The sequence below is a fragment of the Bacteroides muris (ex Afrizal et al. 2022) genome, assembly GCF_004793475.1.
Lineage (GTDB): Bacteria > Bacteroidota > Bacteroidia > Bacteroidales > Bacteroidaceae > Bacteroides > Bacteroides muris.
Genome location: NZ_SRYZ01000013.1, coordinates 36,961 through 57,458, shown reverse-complemented (window position 1 = coordinate 57,458; position 20,498 = coordinate 36,961). Strand labels below are relative to the sequence as shown.

Sequence of the window (20,498 nt, the reverse complement as noted above, 5' to 3'; positions counted from 1 at the left end):
GTAAACGACAAAATCATAATACGGATAATGAGCCATCAAAGAATTTTATCGTCAAGATTCAATATGTCACTGGGATTCATCCCAGTTATAATATCCATCATATTATGCGAGTTTATAACGCAGGACATGTCCATCTACATCGGTGCAGGCGCAGGACTTTTATCTAGCATCCATTCAATAAGGCATAGAGAGACGCATGTTCCGCAAATCATACTTTACTGTACTACAGGAATGTTACTGCTATTGTCGGCAACAAGCCTATTCCTCGTAAACTACTGTCCCCGTTTCATGCTTCCGTTCACGCTGGAAATCAGCGCCATCATCCCCCCGTTCATCATCTACCTCAATAAGAGAAGGTTTCTGGACTACCACATGTCTCAGACACATAAATGCTGTAAGCAGCTTTTTGCACAAGGGGCAGAAGCCGCCATCGTATCCGCACGCGTAATTCTTATCATAAGCTTGCTGCATTTTCTGATTATCTTCCTGGCGATTCTGATTAGTTACCCTTTGGGAGACACTACCCGCCACATTCTGTTTTATGTGGCACCTCCCCTCGTCTTTATATCAGGCATTCTGTTCAACCAGTTCGGCATCTTCTACTTCAATATGGTGATGAACCACACGGTTTTCGTACCGATAGTGAACACCAAAGGAGATGTCACGGGGAAAGCCATCGCCTCAGAAACCATCAACCGGAAAAACGACTATATCAATCCGGTCATCAGGATTGCCGTTGCCTCACACGGCATGCTGTTTCTCCTCCCTCGCCCCCAATGCAACGTTTTCGAGAAAAACAAAATCGACTTGCTGATAGAGGGATACCTGATATACGGAGAAACACTGGAACAGGGTGCACACAGAATATTACGGCAAACGCTTCCCACCGCTCCATTAGATTATCTGCACTTCAACCTCATGTATCATTTTGAGAATGAAGCCACCAACCGTCTGGTCTATCTCTTCACGCTCGACCTGAAGGATGACTCCATCCTATGCAATAAGAATTTCAAGGGTGGAAAGCTATGGACGTTCCGGCAAATTGGACACAACCTGGGACGAAACTTCTTCAGCAGTTGCCTGGAATATGAATTCGAGCATCTGGAAGCTATTATTTATACAAGAGAAAAATACAAGGAATCTTAGAAAGGTCGGGGGTCTTGCCCTGCCACTCCCTCACTGTCTTGGTTTTGATATACTCCCCTTCACAAGTAATGTTCGCTGCAATGCAGAGCTTGGTCTGCGGACGGCAGTTATGAAGAATATCCTCTATCATCTTATTATTGCGATAAGGCGTTTCAATGAAAAGCTGAGTCTGATGTTCATTGTAGGCGCGCTGTTCCAGCATCTTCAGCTTTTTGGCACGCTCTGCCGGTTCAATGGGAAGATAACCGTGGAAGGCAAAGCTCTGTCCGTTGAAGCCGGAACCCATGACAGAGAGGATAATGGAAGAGGGTCCCACCAAGGGGACCACTCTCAAGTTTTTCCGTTGTGCAATAGCCACTACGTCTGCGCCCGGGTCGGCCACGGCCGGACAACCAGCTTCGGAGATTACGCCCATCGGCTGCCCCTCCACCAACGGCTTCAGATAGCCGGAGATGTCTTCGGGTGACGTGTGTTTGTTCAACGTATAGAATGTCAGCGCATCAATATCCATTCCCTTGTCCACCTTTTTCAGAAATCGGCGTGCCGAGCGCACATCCTCCACAATGAAATGGCGGATTCCCAGTATTATCTCCTTATTATAAGGCGGCAACACCGTTTCAATAGGCGTATCGCCCAGGGTGACTGGCAAAAGATAAAGAGCGAGTTCCATTAGCCGTAGATGATATTTCCGTTTTCATCCTTATACTCATCCAAGCCCTTTTCATAGGTAGCCATGGCGCGAAGACTCATACCTACGCTGGAGAAACCTCCATCGTGGAACAAGTTCTGCATGGTGACCTTGCGGGTGAGGTCGGAGAACATCACGATACAGTAGTCTGCACACTCGTCGGCAGAAGCATTGCCAAGGGGAGACATGCGGTTGGCGAAGTCGAACAACTTGTCCATGCCCTTCACACCGGAACCGGCAGTGGTCATCGTAGGAGACTGGGAGATGGTGTTGACACGAACATGGTGTTCGCGTCCGTAGATGTAGCCGAAGCTGCGGGCAATGGATTCCAGCAGCGCCTTGGCATCTGCCATATCATTGTAACCGTAGAACGTACGTTGCGCAGCCACATAACTCAGAGCCAGAACTGAGCCGTAGTCGGCAATGGCGTTGAGTTTCTTGGCTGCTTGTATCATCTTGTGGAAAGAGACAGCGGAAATATCCAGTGTCTTTTCCAACATATCGTAATCCAAATCATCATATGTACGTTTCTTACGCACATTGGGAGACATACCAATGGAGTGCAGCACGAAGTCAACCGGGCCGCCCAATACTTCCATAGAACGTTTGAATACATTTTCCAAATCTTCTACACTTGTAGCATCTGCAGGAATCACCTCGCAATTCAGTTTCTCCGAAAGAGCCGACACTTCACCCATACGCACGGCAACCGGCGTATTCGACAAAGTGATTGTTGCACCTTCTTCTACTGCTTTTTCTGCTACTTTCCAGGCAATGGACTGCTCATTCAGAGCACCGAAAATAATGCCTCTTTTTCCTTTCAACAAATTGTAACTCATACCTATTTTTAGTAAAATTCGGCTGCAAAGATAGGAAGTTTTTGCATAAAAAGCCCGAAAGTGTGCAAAGAAAAGGAAAGAACGACAAAAAATACCACTGCAAAACTACTGCAACGCTTGTGCAGTGTCACTGCAAAGCAGTTGCAGTAATGCTGCAAAGCAGTTGCAGTCACGCTGCAAACCTATTTGCAGTAACGCTGCAACCTATTTGCAGTACTACTGCAAAAAGCATACAGCAGGAATGCAGTAATAATACACTGATTATCAATCAAGAACTTCCTATCCTGCAAATACCTGATGAAAACCGGAACTGCATTTGAACATGAGCGCAAAAAGCCCTATATTTGCAGCAAACTAAAAATAGAGAAAGCAATGAAGAAGTTGATTATATTTGACCTGGACGGAACTTTACTGAACACAATAGCCGATTTGGCACAAAGCACAAACCATGCCTTGCAAGCGCTCGGCTATCCCACTCACCCGGAATCGGCCTATAACTTCATGGTTGGTAACGGAATCAACAAACTGTTCGAGCGCGCCCTTCCGGAGGGGGAAAAGAGCGAAGAAAACGTCTTGCGCGTCCGCAAGGAGTTTGTGCCTTATTATGACGTGCACAATGCTGATAAAAGCGGCCCCTACCCCGGCATCCCCGAACTGCTGGAACAGTTGCAGGAGAAAGGGGTGATATTGGCAGTGGCTTCCAACAAATATCAATCGGCTACCGCGAAACTGATTTCACATTATTTTCCCCGCATACGTTTTACCGCCGTCTTCGGACAGCGGGAAGGGGTCAACGTGAAGCCCGACCCAACAGTGGTGCATGACATTCTGGACATCACCCGTATATCACGTGAAGACGTGTTATATGTGGGAGACTCCGGAGTGGATATGCAAACGGCCGCCAATGCCGGAGTCACCGCCTGCGGGGTCACCTGGGGATTCCGTCCCCGCACAGAACTGGAAGAGTTTCATCCGGCACATATCGTAGACAATGCTACGGACATTGCCGTTATCGCCTCTCTTTGAGAGGGCACTCCCTCCCCCAGTTATCCGAAAGCGCATATTTACATTATGATATTTTTTAGGCGCGGATTACGCGAAAAACGCGGAGTTTTTCTTTGTTTCTCCGTGAAATCCACGTACTTCCACGCCTAAAAAATAATCAGAAAGAAAACAGCCTCAGAACAATTTCCGCATCGCTCCTTTATCTCCCACCACAAGATAGGTATTCCCGTCAATCAGTAAAGCGCGCCCACGTTTCTTCTTTCGGTTTTCCTCGTTATCCACATTCACTCCAATCACCCGTCCATCATAGAAAGTGGAAATGTCCTTAAAGATGGTATGCCCCACAATGATATGTTCGACGTCATAACGTTTCAACATCAGTTGCAGGGAGTCTTGTGCCAATGGATGGTATTTTGCATCCGTCCGTACCAATCCACGATACCAGATAGGGCCGCTATTACCATATAGGAAAGCCGTGAGAGGCGATAGGGCCTTACGTTCCTTCTTGCTCATGAACAATGCACGGCTCATTTCCTCATTTACTGTGGGAATATTCAAGTCACGGTCATAAAACTCCTTTCCCAAACCTGCATGTACATACAGATTAGGTCCGATGGTCTGCATCGTATTACGGGTACCAAGCCATCTGCCAAGTTCTGTGTCCGGACCGAACAATGCCGGATAATCCATACCCAGTTTTCGAGCCAATGTCTTGTACTTTTCTTTGGTATAACGCAAATCATTTGCCGTCACAAGCGGTTCATGGTTACCCAACAGAAACGAGACATGACCACCTGCATCCGCCGCCTCCTTCTCTAATTTATAGAACAGCCAAAATATCTGCGGCACATCTTTGCCACGGTCAAATATATCACCGATAACCACCAGATGGTTGGTTCCAAAACTCCAATGGTAGTCTTTATCAATGACATTGTTGCCCCGCAGCAAGCTCATCACGCAATTCAACTTGCCATGGGGGTCAGACATCACAAACACTTTATCCGGTTGTCTGTATTGCCATTCCGGACGTTTGACCGGATGCAGCTTCACATCAAACGGATAACGCCCTTTGTGGTCCGTGACATGAAGGGTGAAATCCTGAGGAAGTACCGTATAAGCCGTATCTTCTATCTGCCCCCGGGCTGTAACGCTTATGACGCGCACCTTGCCGTCCGGTTCATAAATCACATAAGGTCCGTCTGCCGACAATTCCTCCTTCCTCTCCTTATCCTTCTTCTTACCGTCTAAACCAAGAGTTCCGGCACTTAGGCCGGAACTGATGAAGGTTAGAATAAATACAGTAAAAATTGATTGTCATCCATGACATGGGGTACAGAAATATCCTGAAGTGCAAAAACCAATATCAGCACCGGTGCAATAAAAAGAGCAACGTACCGTAACAGTTTCAAATGTCTCCTTCTGAGCTCCATCCTCTTGATACGTACTTCGACACCTCTCCATCCAGCCTGCGAATCAAACTCCATTTTACGAATTTCGTGCTGTGCATAATGTTCATCACTACAAATCTTTTGGCAAAGCTGCTCATGGCTTTTGCTCTCTTTGCGCCATTTATCCAAAAAACGGTTTTCTTCCGGTGTTACTTCACCGGATAGGTGCCTGGAAATAAGATAAGCTATATGAAAGTATTCTTTTATCATAATCCGGCATGTTTTAGTCTATCTTTAATGATAATACAAGCCAAAATGAAAACATGGTGAATCGATAAAGACTTTTTTTTGAAAAAATAGAAAAAAATGTGCTTTTAGATAAATAACAGAAGGCAATAATAATAATAATCGGTAAGGAATGCACGGAGCTTTTTATAAGCCACTTTTTTAAGAGTATGTACCGTTTCAGGAGAGACATTGAGACGCTCTGCTATTTCTGCATTCTTTTTACCTTCCAGAGCCAACTGCATGATAGCTCTCATTTGGGTAGGAAGTTTCTCTATAGCTTCTGACAGAATCCGGAAAGTCTCTTCTTCCACAATCGCATCACGAAAAAAAGCATCTGTCTTTTTGGCTATAATCTTTTGCTCGTATTCATGAGCTACCTTCGAATGCTCAAGTTCGTTCAAGGCATGGTTACGTACGGCCGTATAAAGAAAAGCTTTCACCTGATGAAGATAAAAGAAATCGTCTCTTATCTGCCACAACTTGGCAAATACGTCTTGTACTATATCTGCTGACATATCCGCATCCTCCATGTATTGGAACGCGAAGGAACAAAGCGCCGCATAATATTCCTTAAAAATATTATGAAACTCTTGCTCATCCAGCTTAATGCTTACAACAGAACGAGACTTATCCTTTTTTATCAGATTTAGCGCCATATTTATGCTTTTCGGGCGCTAATATAGTTAAATTCTCAGAATATAACCAATATAACTATCAATCCTCTAAATCTTTTTCCCATAAATCAATATCGGATGGAGTTTTCCATAAGCTCCACCCGAATGTGTTGTTTTTCATTCCTTCATTTCTATATTCCGTCAGCGTCATTCCCATTTTCCACTTGAAGCATCCCCACACTGTGGGCGGGAGAGAAAGGCACGTACATGAGGGTCAGTTCCCTCCTCCCCCCCGACTCTCGTAATCGACATAAATGCTGATATAATAAATTTACAAATTAAATTCATCTTCATGTCGTCATTCATTTTTTGGCATAAGACCGGTTTCATTTCCAAGAACAAAAGTAATGCTTTCTTTCTAAACGGACGTATGCTTTTCAATGCAGAGGGTGTATTATCCGGTTTTCGTGTACGGAAACGAGCATTTTTGTGCACGATAACGACCAATTTCGTCCGAAATCATTCCATTTACTAATAATTATGCTTTTCAAGTTTGATTAATTGAGAAAAGGTCTTATTTTTGAGCCCGTTTTTTAATTCATACTATTGCAAAACATTATCAATTATCTAATTAAATCACAAAAAATGGAACAAGTTTTCGGTTATATCATCGGCTTAGGAGCAGCAGTGATGATGCCTATAATCTTTACAATTTTGGGATTATGCATCGGCATCAAGTTCAGCAAGGCATTAAAGAGCGGTCTGTTGGTAGGCGTCGGCTTCGTAGGTCTGTCAGTAGTCACTGCGTTGTTGACCAGCAGCCTCGGTCCTGCTCTGAGCCAAGTCGTTGAAATTTACGGTCTTCAATTGAAAGTATTCGACATGGGATGGCCTGCGGCTGCAGCTGTAGCCTATAATACATCAGTGGGTGCATTCATCATTCCGGTATGTTTGGGAGTAAATCTTCTGATGTTATTAACGAAAACAACCCGTACGGTCAATATCGACCTTTGGAACTACTGGCATTTCGCATTTATCGGCGCAGTTGTTTATTTTGCCAGCGACAATATCTGGTGGGGCTTCTTCGCCGCTATCATCTGCTATATCATTACCCTGATCATGGCCGACTATACCGCCGACAAATTTCAGGGATTCTACGACAAGATGGAGGGTATCTCCATTCCCCAGCCTTTCTGCGCAGGTTTCGTTCCATTTGCCGTAGTCATCAATAAAGCATTGGACAAAATCCCCGGTTTTGACAAATTGAACATCGATGCGGAAGGCATGAAGAAGAAATTCGGGCTGCTGGGTGAGCCTTTGTTCCTGGGAATTCTGGTAGGTTGCGGCATCGGTGCCTTGTCTTGCAAGAACGGTCAGGAACTGGTAGACAAGATACCTTATATATTAGGTTTGGGTATCAAGATGGGCGCCGTGATGGAACTGATTCCGCGTATCACCGCTTTGTTCATCGAAGGCTTGAAGCCTATCTCCGATGCTACCCGCGAACTGATTGCCAAGAAATTCAAAGGTGCTGTCGGTCTGAACATCGGTATGAGTCCCGCATTGGTTATCGGCCATCCTGCAACGCTGGTAGTTTCCCTGCTGCTGATTCCCGTAACCATACTGTTGGCTGTCATCCTGCCGGGTAACCAGTTCCTGCCTTTGGCGTCGCTGGCCGGAATGTTCTATCTCTTCCCGTTAGTACTGCCCATCACGAAAGGGAATGTAATAAAGACGTTCATCATCGGACTGGTTGTACTGACCATCGGCCTTTATTTCGTAACAAACCTCGCCCCCTATTTCACACAAGCAGCCCACGATGTATACGAAAAGACACAAGATGCTGCCGTAAATATTCCTGCCGGCTTTGAAGGCGGTGCACTGGATTTCGCATCCAGCCCCTTTGCTTGGGTCATTTTCCACCTGACCTACTCGCTGAAATGGATAGGTTCCGGTATCCTTGCATTATGCACATTGTTCCTGATGATTATGAACCGTCGTGCTATCATCAAATACCAGAAATCAATCAAAAATTAAAAGTTAAAAATTAAATAGTAACGCAATTATGAAAAAGTTAGTACTTGCATTTATGATGGGAGCAGCTGCCATGGCAGCCAATGCCCAAGTGAATTACAAAGTGCAGACCGCCTGCCATCCGCAGGACGTGAAGCATTATGACACGGAACTGCTGCGCAGCAGATTCATGATGGACAAAGTGATGGCTCCGGATGAAATCAACGTAACCTACACCCTCTACGACCGATTGATTTACGGTGGCGCTATGCCGGTGAACAAGACATTGAAGTTGGAAGTGTTCCGTGAACTGGGTCCGGAAATCACTTACTTCCTCGAACGTCGCGAACTGGGTGTCATCAATACCGGCGGTGACGGAGTAGTAACCGTAGACGGTAAGGAATATCCCATGAAATATAAGGAAGCCCTTTACGTAGGCTGCGGAAATAAGGAAGTAACCTTCAAGAGCAACGACGCCACCAATCCTGCCAAGTTTTACATCAACTCGGCTCCGGCCTACAAGCCCTACGTCACCCAGCTGATTACGACCGATGCCAAGCTTCAGAAAGCCAACCCCAAGAAATATGCACTGGGTATCTCCGACCATTATGGAAAAATGGAGGACAGCAACGACCGCATCGTAAATCAGCTGATTGTGAAAGATGTATTGGAAAGAGTGAAAGACGGTGGTACCAACCAGTTGCAGATGGGACTCACGGAACTGGCTCCCGGCTCCGTATGGAATACCATGCCTGCCCACACGCACACTCGCCGCATGGAAGCTTACTACTACTTTAACCTGAAACCCGGCAACGCTATCTGTCACCTGATGGGCGAACCGCAGGAAGAACGTCTGATATGGCTGCACAACGAACAAGCCATCACTTCTCCCGAATGGTCTATCCACGCTGCTGCCGGAACCAGCAACTATACTTTCATCTGGGGTATGGGCGGTGAAAACCTGAAATACAGTGACAAAGACGAAATCAAATACAACGATATGAAATAAAGTTGCCCGTAACACCCGATAGGCATGGACTAAGTCCATGCCTATTTTTGTCATTTTCTACATCCTTTTTACCCGATATTACACCTCGAATAACACACAAGCCCCTGCATTTGCATCAAAATATAAATCTATTATCATGAGTACATTTCAAAACACTACGGGGCGGATGACCAATTACCGCTGGATTATCTGCGCCATGCTATTCTTCGCGACAACCGTCAACTACCTCGACCGCCAGGTTCTTTCATTGACCTGGAAAGATTTCATCTCCCCCGAATTCCACTGGACTGATACACACTACGGCTACATCACGGCTATCTTTTCCATCGTCTATGCCTTAGGCAACCTGTTTGCCGGACGTTTCATCGACTGGATGGGAACGAAGAAAGGATATTTATGGGCCATTGCCGTATGGTCTATCGGCGCTTGTATGCACGCCCTCTGCGGACTTGCCACAGAAATAACCCTCGGCATTGAAAATGCCGCCAACATGATTAGCGCTACCGGTGCATTGGCCTCTACCATAGCCATCACCAGCGTTTATTACTTCATTGCCACCCGTATCATACTGGGCATTGGTGAAGCAGGAAACTTTCCTGCCGCCATCAAGGTGACAGCCGAATATTTTCCCAAAAAAGACCGCGCCTTCTCCACTTCCATCTTCAATGCCGGCTCTACTATCGGAGCACTGATAGCCCCATTGTGTATCCCTACCCTGGCCCGCTACTTCCAACGCATGGGCGTGGGCAACGGCTGGGAAATGGCTTTTATTGTTATCGGCGGATTGGGTTTCATCTGGATGGGACTGTGGATGTTCATGTATAAGAAGCCTGATGAAAATCCACACGTAAACGCTGCTGAACTGACGTATATAGAACAAGACAAAGACAACGAGGAGGATAAAAAAACAGCTACTCCGGCAACCAACGACGAAAAAAGCATTTCTTTCCTGCAATGTTTCAAATATCCGCAGACTTGGGCTGTATTTTTCGGCAAGTTCATGACGGACGGTGTATGGTGGTTCTTCCTCTTCTGGGCACCCGCATACATCTCGGACGTTTACGGATTCTCCTCAGATACTCCCACAGCACAGATGCTTATCTTCATGCTCTATGCCATCACAATGCTGTCCATCTATGGCGGGAAACTGCCCACCATCATTATTAACAAGACTGGCAAGAACCCCTATGCCGCACGCATGCAGGCCATGTTCATCTTCGCACTGTTCCCACTATTGGCATTGTTTGCACAACCATTGGGCAATAAGGAGGTATTCGGCGAACAAGCCTATTGGTTCCCGATTATCATCATAGGTATTGCAGGCGCGGCCCATCAGTCTTGGTCGGCCAATATCTATTCTGTAGTAGGTGATATGTTTCCCAAGAGCACAATTGCCACCATTGTGGGAATCGGAGGTATGGCAGGCGGCATCAGCTCATTCCTCATTAACATGAGTTCCGGTTTGCTGTTCGACTATGCCGACAAGACACAAATGGTATTTCTTGGATTCCAGGGCAAACCTGCCGGATACTTCATCATCTTCTGTGTGTGTGCAGTGTCCTACCTGATAGGCTGGTGCATCATGAAGGCACTGGTTCCGAGGTACAAACCGATTATAGTGGACTAATCAGAAGTCTTTTTATAGATATTCAGAGCCATGCAGAGTTTGCAAAGTGCATTACATGCCTTGCAAACTCCGCACAAAAAAAGCCTTTTCTCACGAAATGGCTTTTCTTCGTTCAATTACAGTCAAAAACAAAAAACTGTAAATGGAACACAATTTAAGATGAAAAAAAGGGAAGTCTCACGACTTCCACAATTCTTCTAACCTTAAATCTAAATCTCTATGAAAAAAACGTGATGCAAAGATAATGGTTTATCTCACACAGCGTTATTAATAAACTATATAAAGAAGCTGAAAATATTTAAAATTTACTAAATAGCGCAGTTGTCAATGACAAACTACCGACAAAAGCTCGGCATAAATAGGATTAAGTTTCAATAGTTGCGGCACTCCTGTCATAAACATCTGCTTACGGGCACGAGTAAGGGCAACATTCAATTTCCGGTCAATCCAAGTACCGTTTTCCTCCGTCATATTTGCCAGAAACTTCAACTGATAGGCCCGATTCACACAGAAAGAGTAGATAATGACATCCCGTTCGCTACCTTGGAAGCGTTCCACGGTGTCTACCAATATATCCTCCAAAGGAGCAATACCCAAAGTGGCAATCTCTTTCTTAATCAAGGCTATCTGACTGCGATAAGGAGTAATTACACCTAAAGTGACAGCCGGATTGAAACCGGAAACAGCAGCATACTGCCGGTAGATGGCCGCTGCCAACCGTGCCACAATCCGCGCCTCCGAATGGTTCATCTTGGCCGACTGTGCCGGCGGTTCGACTGCGGAAGGCAGAAAAGCGACACGACGAGTCAACAAATCGGCAAATTCACAATCACACAACTCAGGAGCAAGGCTCAGCTCGCCCTGCTGGTGTGGCAGACCAACCGGCTCCAGCAGACCACCATAAAAAGCCTGGTTAGGAAACAAAGCTACTTCGATATTCATGCGCCCCTGACGGCAGAGCATGTCATAAGAGGGATGAGGGATAAGGGATGAAGAACGAGAGGTTGATGCCTGGCGATTGACACCCTCTCTGGACAGGTTTCTATAAAGGCGTTCGAAAAGGGAATCTTTCAAATTATACAATCCGATGGCCTGCAATGCTTCGTCACACACTTCCGACTGTTGGGACGACTGCAAGACCACTGCAGGCAGCTGCTTATGGTCACCTATCAAAATAAATTTGCCAATGGCATCCGCACCTGCGGGATTGCGGGTACAGAGCACCCCCAGCAGTTGTGGTTCCAAAATTTGGGTAGCCTCATCCACAATCGCTACATCAAAAGTCTTCAACCGAAAAAGCTCGGTCTTGGAAGAAAGCGTGGCAACCGTACCGACAAAAACACGGCAACGGGCAATGCGCTCCTGCACCTGCCGCCGAGTGGCACAAGATTCCAGCACATTCTCAATCAGATACGGACGGAATGACTCGTCGCAAGACAACTCACTGCCTAGACGGATAAAGTATATTTCCGGCTCAATGGAAGCCAGCGCCTTACTGATTTCGTCTACGGCGCGATTGGTATACGAAAGCAGCAGAATCTGTTTCCCCTCCCGGTAAAAGGCTTCTACCATGCCCCGCAACGCACGGGAAGTCTTGCCGGTACCCGGAGGACCAATTAAAAGGAAATAGTCGCGGGCAGCCTGCGCTTTCAAAGTAATCCGCGAAAAATCATCCGGAGCGGTCGCAATACTGGCATCCAAAGAAGCATCGAATTCGGGAGGGCGCTGCCCCAACAACAAGTCACGCCGTCTTTGGGTGGCAGAAAGAAAAGCGGAAAGTCCCAGATACATGCTACGGAAGGAGGTGTCCATATAGTCGTGCTCTATGGCATAGAGACTAGCAGCAGGCAATACCCCCGCATTCTGCTGCGTGGCACGAAGACGGATGCAAACTTCGTCATCGGATATGCGCTCTATATTGCCTTTAAACACCATCTTGTTGGTAACGTTGTCGGTATCCTTATTCCGTTCATAAAGAACCACCGCATCACCCTGACGGAAATTGGGAAGAACCCGCTCCTGCCGGGAAACAACAGTTTGCTTCGTTCTGAGTGACAAATACGGCTTATGCGCATCTGCCGCATGATTCTCGCAAATAGTCAAATCGTACAGAATTTCACCTGCCTCACATTTCTCAGCCAGAGTGGAAAGCCAGAGGGCGGCAGCACCGGTACGTCCTTCATAATCTACATCTCCAGATTTGGAGGTATAGAGTTCCTTAGTTATAAAGTTATAGAGCGTATAGAAATAACTTTGCTCTAACGACGAAAGAGAACAAATGCGTTGTGCTACAGCATCGATAGAGGGATAAAGGAAACGTTTCCACAAGGTATTGTCCAAACCACGCTCGTTCAAGGTGTCCGGACGAATGTCTTTCAGGCGCTCTGCCGTATACTGCGGGCTATTCCGTAACTGGATGCCATATTCATTGGCTACAATCCGGTTACGCACATCCATCACGCGGCGCACCATTGCCCACGAAGGACGCGCCGGATAGAGCAACGGATAACGGGTATAGAGCAGATAAGCCTTTACACACCGGTGGTCCATTCCCATAGAATACTCCAACACAGCCTGATAGAGCAACATCTGCACCTTATTATTTTCTTTAGGCTCCACCTTGCCCCGAATGGAATACTCGTCCGCCTTGCCTGACTTCATTTCAATGAACGAGGTCATATCCCGCTGCATATAGTCCAGACGCCCTTGCAAGCCCAATGCTTCACAAATGTAAGAGGGTTCCAGCACGGCATCAGTCCTATCGAGCTCATAGCCGGATGCACGGAATGTTTCTGTCACTGTCTGACAGATATTGTCGAAATGGCGCTTGCAATCAGAAAAGAATTCAGCTTCTTTCTCCCGGTCGCGCAGGTCGCCACATGCTGCCAGTTCGATAGGGTAAGAACGGAAGGCCTTCTTCATGCATGCCAGATAATCGGGTACCTCCTTGGCATGAATCCATTCGTCCAGAAAAAGGTTGGCAATATTACCCAACAGTAACGGACGGGTATTGTCCGGCGACTGGAGCCGCGCCAGGATATAGTTAGCCGGATGATGCCCATAATCCTTGAAACATTCGGCAAGCGAACTGATGTCTATCAAGTAATCGGGCTCAAGTATAATAAAGGAAGGAGTGAGTATGCCGGCTTCGTCCACCGCAACATCCAGCAGATTGATCTGGGCATGCCGCCACAGAATCCGGCAGGTTTCTGCAAACTCTTCATTAATTTGAGGTACATTGTAACGGACACGCAACGGCTCATCGGCCACAGTATCTACAGGTAATACATACAAACAGGTATCATCGGCATACTGAAAACAGACACGCATGCGCTTTATCCGCTCTTTGGCGGGCGGCGCCACTATATAGGTGGCATCCGCACGGGGTAACAGGCGATAGAGATCCGCAGGTATCTCCTCCCCCGTCAAGCGCTTTACAAAGAATGCCAACGTTTTGGCATCACGCAGCAATTGTTCACGTTGCGGCTCTGCCTGGCGGTTCAGGATAGCATTGGAAGTCAGCCGGAAAGTATGCAGACGATTTTGCTCCACGGTGGAAAGCCCAGCCTTCGAAGCCACGAAACTGATACGTGCAGAAAGGTCTGTCATCTGCAAACTGCTGTCAGGCATCTGTGTACGGCACAAACGCTCCAACAACTCGCGCAATTGCCGATAGGCCACGTCCAAGGAGATTTCCTCACCGCGACAAGCTTCCAGCAATATACTAAAATATTCCTTTACTTCACAATCCATCATTCGTCTGTCTCCACTTCTTCCACTTCATCAGTCTTTTTATCCTTTATCATCAGGATACTCAACTCATAGAGCAGATAAAGCGGCACCGCCACTACTGTCAAGGTAAACGGGTCACCGGTCGGAGTAATGATGGCCGAGGCAATAACAATAATGACAACAGCATGACGGCGGTATTTCCGCAAGAAACTCTTGTGTACCAGTCCCAGCAAGGAAAGTAGCCATGTCACCAGCGGCAGTTCGAACGCCAGTCCCATGCAAAGCACCAACATCATGAAATTGTCGATGTACGAGTTCAGGGAAATTTGATTCTCGATGGCTGCACTCAACTGATAGGTGGACAGGAAACGCAAAGTCAGCGGATAGACCATAAAATACCCCAGCAACACCCCCATGAAGAACATCACCGTACCTATACCCAGCGCTTTCCTCACCCCTTTGCGCTCGTTTGGATAGAGGGCTGGACTCACAAAGCGCCAAATCTCATAGAAAATATAAGGAGCAGCCGTTACCACCGACATCCAGAAAGCGGTAGACATGTGGACAAAGAACGGTGCGGCAAGATTGATATTGACAAGCTTCACATGAAACTCCTGAGTAAAAAAATCATCCTGCAAATCCAGTTTCTGCCCAATCCAACGCAGCAAGTCATAGAAAATGAAATCATTATGGCAAGGAGCCAGTATCACATTGTCAAACAGATAAGGCATGGCAATAAAATAACCGATAGCCAATACAAACCACACACCGAGTACACGGAACAACACTCGGCGCAACTCGTCCAAATGGTCCCAAAAGGTTAGTTCTTTTTCTGCCATAAAACTAATATATTTACGATTTGCGATTTATGATTTACGACTTAGGCACGCAAGATGAAAGGCAACAAGTCTGTACATACTCCTGAAGTTTACAGAGTATCAAATCGCAAATTGTAAATCGTAAATCTTTTTATTTCTTCTCAGCCGGTTTATCCAAATCTTCCTGAGCCTTGCTTATTTCTTCTTTGGCTTCGTTCACACCATCTTTAAAGCTCTTCACTCCCTTGCCTAAACCACGCATCAGTTCAGGAATCTTCTTACCACCAAATAACAGCAAGATAACCAATGCAATGATTATCCATTCGGAACCGCTGGGCAGAAAGCCTAATAAAAGTAAGTTTGTCATAGTTATATCGGATTAATTATAATGCAAAGATAGGAAAATTAAGGATTAGGGGTGAAGGATTAAGGATTAATTTTATCACAATCCTTCACCCCTAATTCTCAATCCTTCCCTATCATCCTCTATTTCAGTCTTGATAATAAACACGTTTCACCCGAGTAGAGATGCTTGTCAGCACCTCATAGGGAATCGTATCGAGTGCATCAGAAAGAACGGTTATAGGCAGATGGTCACCAAAAATTTCCACACTGTCCCCCTCCTTGCAATCAATGTCCGTCACGTCAATCATACAGACATCCATACAGATATTGCCTACATAGGCTGCCCGTTGGCCGTTTACAAGACAATAGGCATGCCCGTTTCCAATATGGCGGTTCAGGCCGTCGGCGTAACCGATGGGAAGAGCCGCTATACGCGACGGACGGGTGAGATGCCCTTTCCGGCTATAGCCCACCGTATCCTCTTCAGGAACATCACGTATCTGAAGGATGGTAGTCTTCAATGTGCTTACATTATTCATAATAGAATTGTCTATGGGATTGACACCATAAAGACCGATACCCAGACGCACCATGTCGAATTGCGCTCCCGGGAAACGTTCGATACCTGCAGAATTACAGATATGGCGAAGTATCTTATGCGAAAAAGCTCCTTGCAATTCCATGGACGCTTTTTCGAACATTTCTATCTGCCGACGTGTAAAACTGTCGAATTGCTGCGAATCGCTCCCTACCAAATGCGAGAAGACGGAACGGACAATCACGGCATTCTGTCCCTTCAGCCGTTCTATCAGCCGGGGCATATCCTCCGGAGCAAATCCCAGACGGTGCATACCGGTATCCAGCTTTACGTGGATGGGGAAGTTTGTGATACCTTCCTTTTCCGCTTCTTTAATCAGAGCGTCCAGCAGATGGAAGCTATATACTTCGGGTTCCAACTTATAATCGAACATAGTCTTGAAAGCAGTCATCTCAGGATTCATAATGATGATGCTCGCAGTGATACCCGCTTTGCGGAGTTCGGAGCCTTCGTCGGCAACCGCCACGGCAAGATAATCGACATGATGTTCCTGCAAAGTCTTGGCTATCTCATAAGAACCTGCACCGTAAGCGGAGGCTTTCACCATGCAGACCAACTTTGTTTCCGGCTTCAGCTTGCCACGATAATAGTTCAGATTGGCAATCATCGCTCCAAGATTAACCTCCAGAATGGTTTCGTGCACCTTCTTCTCCAATACTTCCGTCAAGGAGTCAAAACCGAACTTACGCGCCCCCTTAATCAGGATAATCTCGTTTTCAAGGCGAAGTTCCCCACGCTGAATGGCGTGTATCAAGGCCGCTGTATCCGGATAAAAGGTTTTCTCTATATTAAAGCGTGCAGCGCAGGAAGATATTTCATTTCCTACACCTATGATGTGTTCAATGCCACGGCTACTTACCAGCTGTGCCACTTGCCGGTAAAGTGCCGGTGTATTCTGACCGGTCTCCAATATATCCGAAAGTATCAAAGTCCGCCTCAATCCCTTACTTTGCGAACGGCGGTAAAGAAAATCGAGTGCAATATCCAATGAGCCAAGGTCAGAATTATAACTGTCGTTAATCAGCAGGCAGTTGTTTTTTCCCTCTTTGACTTCCAGACGCATGGCAATGGGTTCCAGCCTTTCCATACGCTCCGTAATCCGTTCGGCAGGAAGCATCAGATAGAGACATGCGGCCAAACAGTTCAGCGAATTCTCAATGGAAGCATCATCTATGAACGGTAGAGTAAACGTATTGTCCATATCCAGATAGCGGTAGGAAATGACAGTACAGTTATCCTGTTTCTCGACCTTACTTATATATAAAGGACGTTCCATATCTTTCCGGCTCCACGCAATCTCACGTGCAGAAAGCATGGACTTCGCCACACAGTTGCTGACGAACTCATCGTCACCATTATAAATCACTACATCACAATTCTTGAAAAGCGTCAGCTTCTCCATGCATTTCTCCTGCAACGAGAAGAAATTTTCCTGATGAGCCCCTCCTATATTGGTCAGGATGCCTATGGTAGGCTTGATGATGTTCTGCAAAGCTCGCATTTCCCCCGGCTCGGAAATACCGGCTTCAAAAATAGCAAGTTCGGACTGTTCGTTCATCTGCCACACGGACAAAGGCACTCCAATCTGGGAGTTATAACTGCGGGGAGAACGGATAATGGCGCGTTCCGGACAGAGCAACTGGTGCAGCCATTCCTTCACAACAGTCTTGCCGTTGCTTCCCGTAATACCGATGACCGGTATCTGGAACTGATTCCGATGCTGTTCCGCCAGTTTTTGCAGGGCTTTCAGCGGATTGGAAACAACAAGGTAGTTGACAGTGGAAGATTGAAAATGGATAGCGGGTTGCTGCGCATCATTATCAATTTTCAATTCTCCATGCTCAATTAATCTAAAGCTTTCTTCGCTAAGCACAAAATTACGTACTCCACGGGCATATAAATCTGCGATATAGCGCGCACCGTCATTCCTCTTGGTGGTCAAGGCAAAGAATAATGTTTCCTCAGGAAAATTCAAGGAACGGCTGTCTGTGAGCAGCCAGTCTATCGTAGCCGGCGCGTTTCCCACACGCCGTGCGCCAATACTTTCGGTTATGCTTTCAATCGAATACGACATATTTCTCTCTCTTTTTGGAAATCTAAGTACGGGTATTTTCCGTTAAGTTGGTCTATTTTTAACACAATTTGTCCTAAAAAACGCTTATACTCTTCTGAAGCGGGATAAAATGGTTTATGCGACAACATCTTACGGATATTTTCACTTTCTTCCATAATCCGTAACGCATCGGCAGAGATGCAGGAATGCACGAATCGCTCCCAGACATAATCGACAGCAAGCTTAGAAGGATGCGCCATATCGTCGGCATAAAAGCGATAGTCACGCAATTCGTCGAGCAGCAGCTCATAAGCCGGAAAGTAAAAAGCATGTTCCGGAAAAAGTGTCTGAAGTTGCTCGACAGCCAACAGCAAAGTTGCTTTACTTAGGTTATTGGCATGCAATCCATCGCGGACATGACGGATGGGACTAACGGTAAACAATACTTTCAGCTTAGGGTTTCGCAACAGTACATCCGACAACAAGTTCCTATAATCAAACACAATTTCATCCACAGAAAGCTTACGACGTGTAAACTTTGCCTCCGGTTGTTTGTGGCAGTTGGATACCACACGTCCACTCTCTTTGGACTCATAAACCCACGCCGTACCAAAAGTAAGCAGAAGGTAGTCCAATTGAGAGAAGGCAGCATGTGCCTCCCGTAGTCGGGTGTTGATGTTTTCCAACACTTTTTCCTTATCAGAAGAAGAAAATTCACCATGGTGCATAGGGCTATGCCAAAGTTCACGAAAAAGGAAAAGTTCCTCTGTTCCATAACTCTTCCCGGCTTCTATCTCCCGCAATGCGACAGAGATGGAAAGTGGATTATAAATCACCCCGTACGGGTTAACGTTACAACGGAATTTAATGTTCAGCAGCCTTTCCCCCATTTCGGCAGCAAAACAAGAACCGAGCAGCATCAAGTGGTCGGCATGCTTCATCCGGAACAATCCGGCAGGCAGTTCAACTGGGGTACGTAAGTTCATATGTCTTCACTACATTTTATGAGTCGTCATTTCAAGGCAACAAAGATAATGAAAGAAAGCCATGAAATAATTACAAAACGTAATCATTTTATGCTTGCAAACAGCCAAAACAAGAAAAGAACAGACTTATCCACACGAGCAAAATCGGTAAGTTTGCCTACAAGCTTTTGTTCATCTTGCGAACAATGAATTTCATTGATGCGTTCAAGAGAGATTTTCACATCTTGCATGACATTGTGAGGCAAGCAATTCCGCACTGCATCGCATCCCGTTGACGAACCAATGGAAAACTCATGATTCACATGCCGTATTTGCAGCGAGTTTCTCCACGCCTTCGTAGATGTTCAACGGGGCAACAGCATTTTTGATAGGCACCAAATAGGCCAAGTCGGGTGTGCGGGGAGTTATCAGGTAGCTCAACTTGATGTTTTGCGTGGATTGCGCCCCCATAAAGGGGTCATCTTTAAAAGCGAAACTATACACCATCTCTGTCCATGAAGCCAAAGCGAACGAAGCCGTGTTGCGGTTCACACAATGATGCTTGCCGCCACGTCGGTAGTCCAATGACTGATCGAAAATATAGACTTGTGGAGTTACTATAAAAGAAAAGCGTTTCGTCCAGTGGCTTATACGTACTGACAGCTGATGTGTGTTGTCCCGGTATCGCGAAGTAAAGCTATTGTCAGCATCAAGCACAGAATGATAACCAACAGGCAGTGAACCGAATACACCTTCCTCTTCCAGCCTATCGAGCAAATAGCGGTGAGAATCCTTATCCTGAGTTTTGTGCGTAAAATTATATTCAGGCTGAATATAACTATATTCATTCATATAGTATGAATAGCCTACGTGAGTACCCAACACATAAGTTTTATTCGGTTGATTATAGTATTCGTTCTGAAGTATTTGTTGAATACTTACTTTGGAACGCATATCCGCAAGCTTGATTTCACTTTTTTATTGCATGTACCCACAGCTTCCTTAAATGAAAAAGCCGTGTATTTACTTCATCTTTTGACAACAGCCAGGCAAACTTTTGCCAATAAGTTGGCAAAAGTTTGACCGCATGTTGGCAAGACATTGCCAACATATTGGCAGTAATCTGCCCGCTCACAGCTTTTTCATTTACAGGAGCTATCACTTCTCTCCGTTAGGAGTTAAAGATGTCAGAACCGATACCCTTGCGTATGTATTCACAGAAGTATCGGCTTTGGATACTGAACCCGAAGGGCAATCCCCCCTCTTAAACTCCTCCAATAAATGAAAAAGCCATGGAAGATGCGCGATTTTTTCCTTGAAAAGCAAATAGCATCCGTTTTCTTTTGCTATTTTTGCATCTTGTAATCTTC

16 protein-coding genes are annotated in these 20,498 nt (G+C 46.0%); 5 read left to right on the top strand and 11 right to left on the bottom strand.

Annotated features, from left to right (window positions below; genetic code table 11):
* Nucleotides 1-27: 27 nt before the first annotated feature.
* The gene (locus tag E5355_RS07865; RefSeq protein ID WP_136009899.1) at nucleotides 28-1,146 is read left to right on the top strand and encodes a hypothetical protein; all 1,119 of its coding nucleotides are present in this window, start codon (nucleotides 28-30) and stop codon (nucleotides 1,144-1,146) included.
* Here the strand turns inward: E5355_RS07865 and E5355_RS07860 are convergent.
* Nucleotides 1,112-1,816 carry an SAM-dependent methyltransferase gene (locus E5355_RS07860; protein WP_136009898.1) on the bottom strand — a complete coding sequence of 235 codons (705 nt, stop codon included), beginning with the start codon at nucleotides 1,814-1,816 and terminating at the stop codon, nucleotides 1,112-1,114. The genes E5355_RS07865 and E5355_RS07860 overlap by 35 nt on opposite strands.
* Entirely contained in the window at nucleotides 1,816-2,673 is an 858-nt protein-coding gene (locus E5355_RS07855; RefSeq protein WP_136009897.1) for an enoyl-ACP reductase FabI, read from the bottom strand. Before E5355_RS07855 ends, E5355_RS07860 begins: the two co-directional genes overlap by 1 nt.
* A 372-nt stretch (nucleotides 2,674-3,045) precedes the next feature.
* Between E5355_RS07855 and E5355_RS07845 the strand changes: the two genes are divergently transcribed.
* Nucleotides 3,046-3,699: an HAD family hydrolase gene (locus tag E5355_RS07845; RefSeq protein WP_136009896.1), complete on the top strand. Its 654-nt coding sequence runs from the start codon at nucleotides 3,046-3,048 to the stop codon at nucleotides 3,697-3,699.
* 153 nt (nucleotides 3,700-3,852) lie between these two features.
* Here E5355_RS07845 and E5355_RS07840 read toward each other — a convergent pair whose 3' ends face one another.
* The 3 genes from E5355_RS07840 to E5355_RS07830 all read right to left on the bottom strand — a co-directional run bounded on the left by E5355_RS07840 (nucleotide 3,853) and on the right by E5355_RS07830 (nucleotide 6,010).
* The gene (locus E5355_RS07840) at nucleotides 3,853-4,986 is read right to left on the bottom strand and encodes a metallophosphoesterase (protein WP_136009895.1); all 1,134 of its coding nucleotides are present in this window, start codon (nucleotides 4,984-4,986) and stop codon (nucleotides 3,853-3,855) included.
* Nucleotides 4,965-5,336: a hypothetical protein gene (locus tag E5355_RS07835; protein WP_246866908.1), complete on the bottom strand. Its 372-nt coding sequence runs from the start codon at nucleotides 5,334-5,336 to the stop codon at nucleotides 4,965-4,967. Before E5355_RS07835 ends, E5355_RS07840 begins: the two co-directional genes overlap by 22 nt.
* Nucleotides 5,337-5,440: 104 nt before the next feature.
* Nucleotides 5,441-6,010, bottom strand: coding sequence for an RNA polymerase sigma-70 factor (locus tag E5355_RS07830; RefSeq protein WP_136009894.1), 570 nt, complete (start codon nucleotides 6,008-6,010; stop codon nucleotides 5,441-5,443).
* 603 nt (nucleotides 6,011-6,613) lie between these two features.
* On the opposite strand from E5355_RS07830, the gene E5355_RS07820 reads away from it, so the two are divergent.
* From E5355_RS07820 to E5355_RS07810, 3 genes are all read left to right on the top strand, one after another.
* Nucleotides 6,614-8,005 carry a PTS galactitol transporter subunit IIC gene (locus E5355_RS07820; RefSeq protein WP_136009892.1) on the top strand — a complete coding sequence of 464 codons (1,392 nt, stop codon included), beginning with the start codon at nucleotides 6,614-6,616 and terminating at the stop codon, nucleotides 8,003-8,005.
* A gap of 28 nt (nucleotides 8,006-8,033) precedes the next feature.
* Nucleotides 8,034-8,990, top strand: coding sequence for a 5-dehydro-4-deoxy-D-glucuronate isomerase (gene kduI, locus E5355_RS07815; protein ID WP_136009891.1), 957 nt, complete (start codon nucleotides 8,034-8,036; stop codon nucleotides 8,988-8,990).
* A 136-nt stretch (nucleotides 8,991-9,126) separates the two neighbouring features.
* Nucleotides 9,127-10,617, top strand: coding sequence for an MFS transporter (locus E5355_RS07810; protein ID WP_136009890.1), 1,491 nt, complete (start codon nucleotides 9,127-9,129; stop codon nucleotides 10,615-10,617).
* A 324-nt stretch (nucleotides 10,618-10,941) separates the two neighbouring features.
* Here E5355_RS07810 and E5355_RS07805 read toward each other — a convergent pair whose 3' ends face one another.
* From E5355_RS07805 to E5355_RS07780, 6 genes are all read right to left on the bottom strand, one after another.
* Entirely contained in the window at nucleotides 10,942-14,370 is a 3,429-nt protein-coding gene (locus tag E5355_RS07805) for a DEAD/DEAH box helicase (RefSeq protein WP_168354299.1), read from the bottom strand.
* The gene (gene tatC / locus E5355_RS07800) at nucleotides 14,370-15,188 is read right to left on the bottom strand and encodes a twin-arginine translocase subunit TatC (RefSeq protein ID WP_136009888.1); all 819 of its coding nucleotides are present in this window, start codon (nucleotides 15,186-15,188) and stop codon (nucleotides 14,370-14,372) included. The genes E5355_RS07805 and tatC overlap by 1 nt, the downstream gene beginning before the upstream one ends.
* Before the next feature lie 130 nt (nucleotides 15,189-15,318).
* On the bottom strand, nucleotides 15,319-15,534 hold the full coding sequence (locus tag E5355_RS07795; RefSeq protein WP_136009887.1) for a Sec-independent protein translocase subunit TatA/TatB: 216 nt from the start codon (nucleotides 15,532-15,534) through the stop codon (nucleotides 15,319-15,321).
* Between the two features lie 124 nt (nucleotides 15,535-15,658).
* Nucleotides 15,659-18,184: a bifunctional UDP-N-acetylmuramoyl-tripeptide:D-alanyl-D-alanine ligase/alanine racemase gene (locus tag E5355_RS07790; RefSeq protein ID WP_136009886.1), complete on the bottom strand. Its 2,526-nt coding sequence runs from the start codon at nucleotides 18,182-18,184 to the stop codon at nucleotides 15,659-15,661.
* Nucleotides 18,160-19,149, bottom strand: coding sequence for a GSCFA domain-containing protein (locus tag E5355_RS07785; RefSeq protein WP_136009885.1), 990 nt, complete (start codon nucleotides 19,147-19,149; stop codon nucleotides 18,160-18,162). The genes E5355_RS07790 and E5355_RS07785 overlap by 25 nt, the downstream gene beginning before the upstream one ends.
* 291 nt (nucleotides 19,150-19,440) lie before the next feature.
* Complete coding sequence (locus E5355_RS07780; RefSeq protein ID WP_136009884.1) at nucleotides 19,441-19,980, bottom strand: hypothetical protein; 540 nt, start codon at nucleotides 19,978-19,980, stop codon at nucleotides 19,441-19,443.
* Nucleotides 19,981-20,498 lie beyond the last annotated feature (518 nt).